Origin of the sequence: Paraburkholderia sp. Ac-20336 (assembly GCF_017105025.1) — a bacterium.
Lineage (GTDB): Bacteria > Pseudomonadota > Gammaproteobacteria > Burkholderiales > Burkholderiaceae > Paraburkholderia.
The window spans coordinates 23,647-30,061 of the sequence record NZ_JAAGPS010000096.1 but is presented as its reverse complement, the minus strand read 5'-3'; the positions used below and the strand labels follow the sequence as shown (position 1 = coordinate 30,061).

The 6,415-nt window shown below is 68.2% G+C and carries 6 protein-coding genes; 4 read left to right on the top strand and 2 right to left on the bottom strand.

The features are described 5' to 3' along the window. Positions 1-49: 49 nt before the first annotated feature. On the top strand, positions 50-838 hold the full coding sequence (locus GXB81_RS22725; protein WP_167036236.1) for a sulfite exporter TauE/SafE family protein: 789 nt from the start codon (positions 50-52) through the stop codon (positions 836-838). Between the two features lie 21 nt (positions 839-859). Here GXB81_RS22725 and GXB81_RS22720 read toward each other — a convergent pair whose 3' ends face one another. Together GXB81_RS22720 and GXB81_RS22715 are read right to left on the bottom strand one after the other, a co-directional pair. Next, on the bottom strand, positions 860-1,108 hold the full coding sequence (locus tag GXB81_RS22720; RefSeq protein WP_167036233.1) for a hypothetical protein: 249 nt from the start codon (positions 1,106-1,108) through the stop codon (positions 860-862). A 348-nt stretch (positions 1,109-1,456) separates the two neighbouring features. Then, complete coding sequence (locus GXB81_RS22715) at positions 1,457-1,807, bottom strand: BON domain-containing protein (protein WP_167036230.1); 351 nt, start codon at positions 1,805-1,807, stop codon at positions 1,457-1,459. A 667-nt stretch (positions 1,808-2,474) separates the two neighbouring features. Between GXB81_RS22715 and GXB81_RS22710 the strand changes: the two genes are divergently transcribed. The 3 genes from GXB81_RS22710 to GXB81_RS22700 all read left to right on the top strand — a co-directional run bounded on the left by GXB81_RS22710 (position 2,475) and on the right by GXB81_RS22700 (position 6,339). Beyond that, entirely contained in the window at positions 2,475-4,043 is a 1,569-nt protein-coding gene (locus GXB81_RS22710) for a TAXI family TRAP transporter solute-binding subunit (protein ID WP_205990377.1), read from the top strand. A gap of 221 nt (positions 4,044-4,264) precedes the next feature. Beyond that, on the top strand, positions 4,265-4,924 hold the full coding sequence (locus GXB81_RS22705; protein WP_167036224.1) for a 2-hydroxychromene-2-carboxylate isomerase: 660 nt from the start codon (positions 4,265-4,267) through the stop codon (positions 4,922-4,924). A gap of 335 nt (positions 4,925-5,259) precedes the next feature. Beyond that, entirely contained in the window at positions 5,260-6,339 is a 1,080-nt protein-coding gene (locus GXB81_RS22700) for a LysR substrate-binding domain-containing protein (protein ID WP_240158606.1), read from the top strand. The last annotated feature ends 76 nt before the right edge of the window (positions 6,340-6,415 follow it).

Genomic DNA, 6,415 nt, shown 5'->3' with positions numbered 1-6,415 from the left:
CGGCCTTGCCGCCCAACCCTTCACCACCGATCAGTCAGCTGTCCGTTCAATGGCACTTCCCCACATCGATCTGCTGTACTCTTTCTCCGGCCTGTTCGTCGGCTTCCTGGTCGGGCTGACGGGCGTCGGCGGCGGCTCGCTGATGACGCCGATCCTCGTCCTGCTGTTCAACGTGCATCCGGCCACCGCCGTCGGCACCGACCTGCTTTACGCGGCCGCCACCAAGGCAACCGGCACGCTCGTGCACGGACTGAAGGGCTCCGTCGACTGGCAGATCACGCTGCGCCTCGCCGCCGGCAGCGTGCCGGCGGCCACGGTCACGCTGATCCTGCTGCATCGGCACGGCATGGACACGCCCGGCGCGAGCCGGCTGATTCAGGTCGTGCTCGGCACGGCGCTACTGATCACGGCGATCGCGCTCGTGTTCCGCCCGCAGCTCGCGGCACTCGGGGCACGCAAGCAGCGCGCCCCGAGCCAGGGGCGCACGCTCGCGCTGACGATGCTCACGGGCGCGGTTCTCGGCGTGCTGGTGTCGCTGACCTCGGTCGGCGCAGGCGCGATCGGCGTGACGGTGTTGCTGCTGCTGTATCCGCTGCTGCCGACCACGCGCATCGTCGGCTCGGACATCGCGCACGCGGTGCCGCTGACGCTGCTCGCGGGCGCGGGCCATTGGCTGCTCGGCTCGGTCGACTGGTCGATGCTGCTGTCGCTGCTGGTGGGTTCGCTGCCGGGGATCGCGATCGGCAGCTATCTGTCGTCGCGGGCGCCGGATGCGCTGCTGCGCAATCTGCTGGCGGCCACGCTGACGCTGGTCGGCGTCAGGCTCGTGCTGTCCTGACGCCGAGCGCCGGCGCGGCGTCTACTTGAAATAGCGGCAGGTCAGATCGGCGTCGAACTGCCTGATCCACTGCCCGTGACGATCGGGATACGACTGCGCCCAGCCGCCGCGCCGCACGGTGACGAGACGCTCGGGCGCGGGCTCGTCCGCGCTCACGCTGGCGCTGATGTCGAAATGCGCGGGTGCGAAGCCATGGCGCGCGCACACGAGCTCGAAAGCGGCCCGATCGCCGATCGGCAGATCGATATAGCGAAACAGCGTGGTTTTCATGACGTCGGCTCCCGTTCCAGACGTCACAGTACGCCTCGGCGTGCGTCAGCACTGTGTCGCAGCGCACCAATCCGGAACGCTGCCAGAACGGCGGCGCGAGCGCGCGGCTCGCCGGGGTCGGCAGCCCGGTCGCCCGGTTCTCGCGACGCTTCCGCACAATCGGCAACCGGCCGGTCACGACGAGGGCAAAAGCGAGGGTGCAGGCAAAGGCGCAGGCGAAAAAAAACTCCGGCGATGAGCCGGAGCCATGTTCTGCGTTGATCGTTCGCGGCAGTCCGCGAATCCGCCCCCGGCGACGCGCGGCCTTGCGAGCCGCCGCGCGTGCGCCGTGGCGCTTACTGCTGCATCTTACTGCTGCATGACGGTCAGCTTGTTCGAGACCGACGTCACGCCGGCGACACCCTTCGCGGCCGTACCGGCCGCATCGATCTGGCCCTGGCTCGGCACCGAGCCGGTCAGCGTCACCGCGCCGCCGCGTGCGCGCACGGCGATGTTCGACACGTCGAGACCCTGGGTCTTCGTGAGCGCGGCACGCACCTTGCGGCCGAGCTGGTGGTTCGCGCGCTTGCCGGCCTTGACGCTGGCGGCTGTGGCCGCGGTCGAATCCGTTGCCGGAGCGCTTGCCTGAGCGTACACGTTGCACGCCACCACCATTGCCACCACCGAACCCAGCGTTTTCAGAACACCGACCGTTTTCATAGCTCTCTTCTCCTTGATTTCACATTGGACCGCATCTCAAGCGGTTTCGTTACGACTACGGGCAACCGGCGTGGCGCGAAGCGAGCTTCGGCGACGACCGGTTAAGGCTACGACACGGTGCGCAAGAGGCGAGAGAGGCCGGCTGCCGCCCTGTCCGTCGTGTGCCGCCCGGTCAGGACGGCGCGCGGACCCGGAACGGGAACCCGCAAACCGCGAAATTCGCCGGCGCCCCCGGTTCTTGTCCGCCATGCCGGGATCGCGCCGCGCAAACGTTGGCTCGCGGTAGCGATCCACAATTTAATCTAGCCGGGACAGAAGCGCAAAGGGTTTAGTGGCGGGCGTGGCGCGGCGACAGCGGATGCCGGAATGCAAAGTGAACGGGCGAGGCCATGCGCGGACGGCCCGCAGGCGGCTGATTTGCGGCTCAATTGCGATTCAGACGCCGCTCACATCCAGCGCATGTGGAGTTCACGATTTGTTACGCCTTTGTCCGCGCACCGCCGCGCCGCGTGTTTCGCCGTCGCGCGAATCTCAGGTACCATCGGCGCGACGCGTGGTGACGGCGACCCGCAGCCCGCCCGCTCCGGCCTCCGGATGCCGCACCGCTTCGCCGTTTCGCAACACCGTCGCACGTTCGCCCTCACGACCACCGCCGCCACCTGATCCGATGAAGCCAGCCACCGGCCGCACCCGTCCCCCTCGTCTCGTCGCCCGTTTCGTCGCGATCTCGTGGCGCGACCTCGCGGTGTCGTTCGGGCCACTCGTGCTGCTCGCCATCGTCGCGATCTGGGCCGCCGTGCGGCTCATCCAGCCCGCACCGCCGAGCACACTGACGATCAGCGCCGGCCCCGTCGGCAGCACGTTCTGGAACGCCGCGCAGAAGTACAAGACGATCCTCGCGCGCAACCGCATCACGCTGAACGTGCTGGACTCGCAGGGCTCGCTCGAAAACCTCAAGCGGCTCTCGGACCCGAATTCGAACGTCGACGTCGGCTTCGTGCAGAGCGGCGTCACGCCCGGCACGGCGGGCAAGGATCTGATGTCGCTCGGCAGCGTCGCCTACGTGCCGCTCGCGATCTTCTATCGCGGCGCGCCCGTGCAGTGGCTCTCCGAGTTCAAGGGCCAGCGGCTCGCGATCGGCGCCGAAGGCAGTGGCACGCGCGAACTCGCGCTCGCGCTGCTCAAGGCCAACGGCATCGTGCCGGGCGGGGCGACCAGGCTGCTGCCGCTCTCGGGCGACGAAGCCGCCAACGCGCTGATCGACGGCAAGATCGACGCGGCCTTTCTCGCCGGCGACTCGGCGCAGCCCGCCGTGATGGGCAAGCTTTACCGCACGCAGAACATCCGCTTCTACGATTTCACGCAGGCCGACGCGTACACACGCCGCTTTCCGTATCTGACCCAGCTGAAGATACCGATGGGTTCGCTGGACCTCGGCCAAAACCTGCCGGCGAACTCGATCAACATCGTCGCGCCGACCGCCGAGCTCGTCGCGCGCGACTCGCTGCATCCCGCTCTCTCCGATCTGCTGATCGAAGCCGCGCGCGAGGTGCACGGCCACGCGACGGTCATGCAGCACGCCGGCGAATTCCCCGCGCCGATCGCGCACGACTTCCCGCTCTCCGACGACGCCGCGCGCTACTACAAGTCGGGCAAGAGCTTCCTGTACCGGACGCTGCCGTTCTGGATCGCAAGCCTCGCCGACCGGCTGCTCGTGGTCGTGGTGCCGCTGATCGTGCTGCTCGTGCCGGCGCTGCGCGTCGTGCCGGGGCTTTACGCATGGCGGGTCAAGTCGCGCATCTATCGCTGGTACGGCTCGCTGATCGCGATCGAGCGCAGCGCGCTCAGCGAGCATTCGGCCGCCGAGCGCACCTCGCTGATCGAGCGGCTCGACACGATCGAGGACTCGGTCAACGGCATGAAAATGCCGCTCGCCTACGCGGACCAGTTCTACGTGCTGCGCGAGCACATCGGCTTCGTGCGGCGGCGGCTCATGGCGAGCCGCGACACGCAAGGCGTGCTGGACGAAGCAGACGACGCGGATGAAGCGGACGGCCGGACAGCGCAAGCCGCGACGGAGCCGGCGACGGGACCGACGGTTGCCGCGGACGAGCGCGCAAGCCGTGCCGCAAACGGCGACACCAGCGGCGACACCAGCGGCCGCACGAGCCAGAACGCGGAGAGCGGCGCAGATCCGCGCGGCAGCGGCGAAGCGGACGGCGACCTTAAAGACTGAACACACGGCAGGCCGGCGCCACCCGCGCCTCGAATGCCTTTCGCACCAGCGCGGCTTGCCCCTCGTTCACCGCACGCAGCCGCGCAAACCGGCGCCCCGCTTGCACCAGGGGATATCGACCGGTGCAAGCGCGGGCCGCACCGCGTAAGATCGTTACGATTTCGACGGAATAGCAGACGCACCGTCCGCGCCGTCCTGAAGCAGGTACCCGGGAGACATTTATGACCGTTGGCATCGACGCCCAACAGCCGCTGTGGTTCTACGATTTCGTCTCGCCGTTCACCTACCTGTTGCTCGAGCAACACGACAAATGGCCCGGCTTCGACTTCGCGTTCACGCCGGTCGTGCTGAACGATCTGTATCGCCACTGGGGCCAGCGCTCGGCGTACAGCGTGCCCGCCAAGCGCACGTTCATGTACCGGCACGCGCTGTTTCGCGCGGAACAGCTCGGCATTCCGTACAGGATGCCGCCCGCGCATCCCTTCGATTCGATGAAACCGCTGCTGCTCGCCACGGCCGCGAACGGCGACGTCCAGTTCGTGCGCGAGATTTTCCGCTTCATCTGGCGCGAGGGACGCGATCCGTCGAGCGACGAAGCCTTCGCCGAACTATGCGCACGCGTCGGCCAGCCGGACGGCCCCGAACTGATCCGGAGCGAGGCCGCGAAGGCGCAGTTGCAGCGCAATACCGCCGACGCGATCAGCCTCGGCGTGTACGGCGTGCCGACGTTTCGTCTGAACGATCAGTTGTTCTGGGGCGAGGACGCGCTGCCGATGGTGCTGTACTGCGCACGCACGCCGAACTGGCTCGAGTCGCGCGAGGTGAAGCGGATCAGTTCGCTGCCGTGGGGGCTGCCGGACAAGCCGGTCGAGAAGACGTAGACGAGCACGAGTGTGCCTATGAGCCGGCATGAACGCATGTGCGCGGCCGGCGGGCGGCATGGGGTGAGTCGCGTTGCACGCGGTGGGCGGTTCGAGTGCCGGCTTTCCGCTTTCCCGCCGGCGTCGCGGCATCGCGGCTGCGCTGCCTGCCTCCGCTCCCGCGAAGCCACCACGGCAACCCGCCGCGCTGATGCCCGCCATACCGCGCCCGCTATGCCGCTCACCCGCAAACGGGCCTAAGGTTATAACCTTCGCATTCACGCACGCGCCGCGCGGCGGACGGTCCTCGCATCATGCTTCACGCCGCCCCGGACCGCCCGCGCCACGCTTTCATCATGGACGACACCGCCGCCGCCTCACTCGATATCTGGCTCGTGCGCGTGCTGCGCACGCTGCTCGTCGAGCGCAGCGTCACGCAGACCGCGCAGCGTCTGAACCAGACCCAGCCCGCGATCAGCACCGCGCTGCGCAAGCTGCGCGAAACGCTCGGCGATCCGATTCTGGTGCGCGGCAAGTCGGGCATGGTGCCGACCGAATACGGGGAGTCGCTGCTCGCGGCCGCGCAACGCGTGCTGCGCGATGTCGATTTCGTCGCCACGCCGCACGGCGACTTCGATCCGGGCCGCTCGCGCCGCACCTTTCGCGTCGCCGCGCCCGATTATCTGAACGACTTCTTCATGCCGACCGTGATCGCGCGGTTTCGCGAAGCGGCCCCGCACGCGCGGCTCGAAATCGAATCGCTGGGACCGCTGCTCGATCATGCGGCCGCGCTCGACGCCGGCGAACTCGATCTCGTGATCGGCAACTGGCCGAAGCCCGATCCGCGCTTCGAGCGCAGCGACCTGTTCGCCGATACCGTCGTGTGCATGATGCGCGCCGATCATCCGTTGACGCGCGCGCCGCTCACGCGCGAAGCGTATCTGGCCGCGCCGCATCTCGCGCCGACGCCGTATAGCGGCGCGCGCGGCGGCGCGATCGACACCGGCTTCGCGCGAGCACGCGCCGAGCGGCGCATCGTCGCGACGCTGCCCTACTTCGGGCTCGTGCCGCAAACGCTGCTGCAATCGGACCTGATCTTCACGACGACGCGCCGCTTCGCGATGCACTACGCGAGCATGCTGCCGCTCGCGGTCGTCGAGGTGCCGATCGCGTTTCCGCGCATCCGGTGCTATCAGCTCTGGCATCCGCAGCCGGATCGGCCGAGCGACGTCGGCTGGCTGAGAACGTTGATGTCCGGGGTATCGGATGAACTGGTCGCTCGGAAAATGCCGCGCGCGAAGCCGGGGTCGCCGAGGGTGCGCACGGCCGTGGCGACGGAAGTGCGGACAGAAGCACGCACGGAAGCCGAGACGAAAGGCCGCGCTACAGCCCAGGCGAAAACGCCGCCGCAAAAAAGCGATGAGGCCGGCGCATAAACGCCGGCCTCATCGAACGCTCTCGCAAACTCCTTGCGCCGTCATCGTGCCGCTACTGTGCCGTGGTCTTGCCGTA

Coding starts and splice junctions, on each gene's coding strand:
- GXB81_RS22700 (WP_240158606.1), top strand. CDS start 5,260: ATGGACGACACCGCCGCCGCCTCACTCGATATCTGGCTCGTGCGCGTG.
- GXB81_RS22715 (WP_167036230.1), bottom strand. CDS start 1,807: ATGAAAACGGTCGGTGTTCTGAAAACGCTGGGTTCGGTGGTGGCAATG.
- GXB81_RS22720 (WP_167036233.1), bottom strand. CDS start 1,108: ATGAAAACCACGCTGTTTCGCTATATCGATCTGCCGATCGGCGATCGG.
- GXB81_RS22705 (WP_167036224.1), top strand. CDS start 4,265: ATGACCGTTGGCATCGACGCCCAACAGCCGCTGTGGTTCTACGATTTC.
- GXB81_RS22710 (WP_205990377.1), top strand. CDS start 2,475: ATGAAGCCAGCCACCGGCCGCACCCGTCCCCCTCGTCTCGTCGCCCGT.
- GXB81_RS22725 (WP_167036236.1), top strand. CDS start 50: ATGGCACTTCCCCACATCGATCTGCTGTACTCTTTCTCCGGCCTGTTC.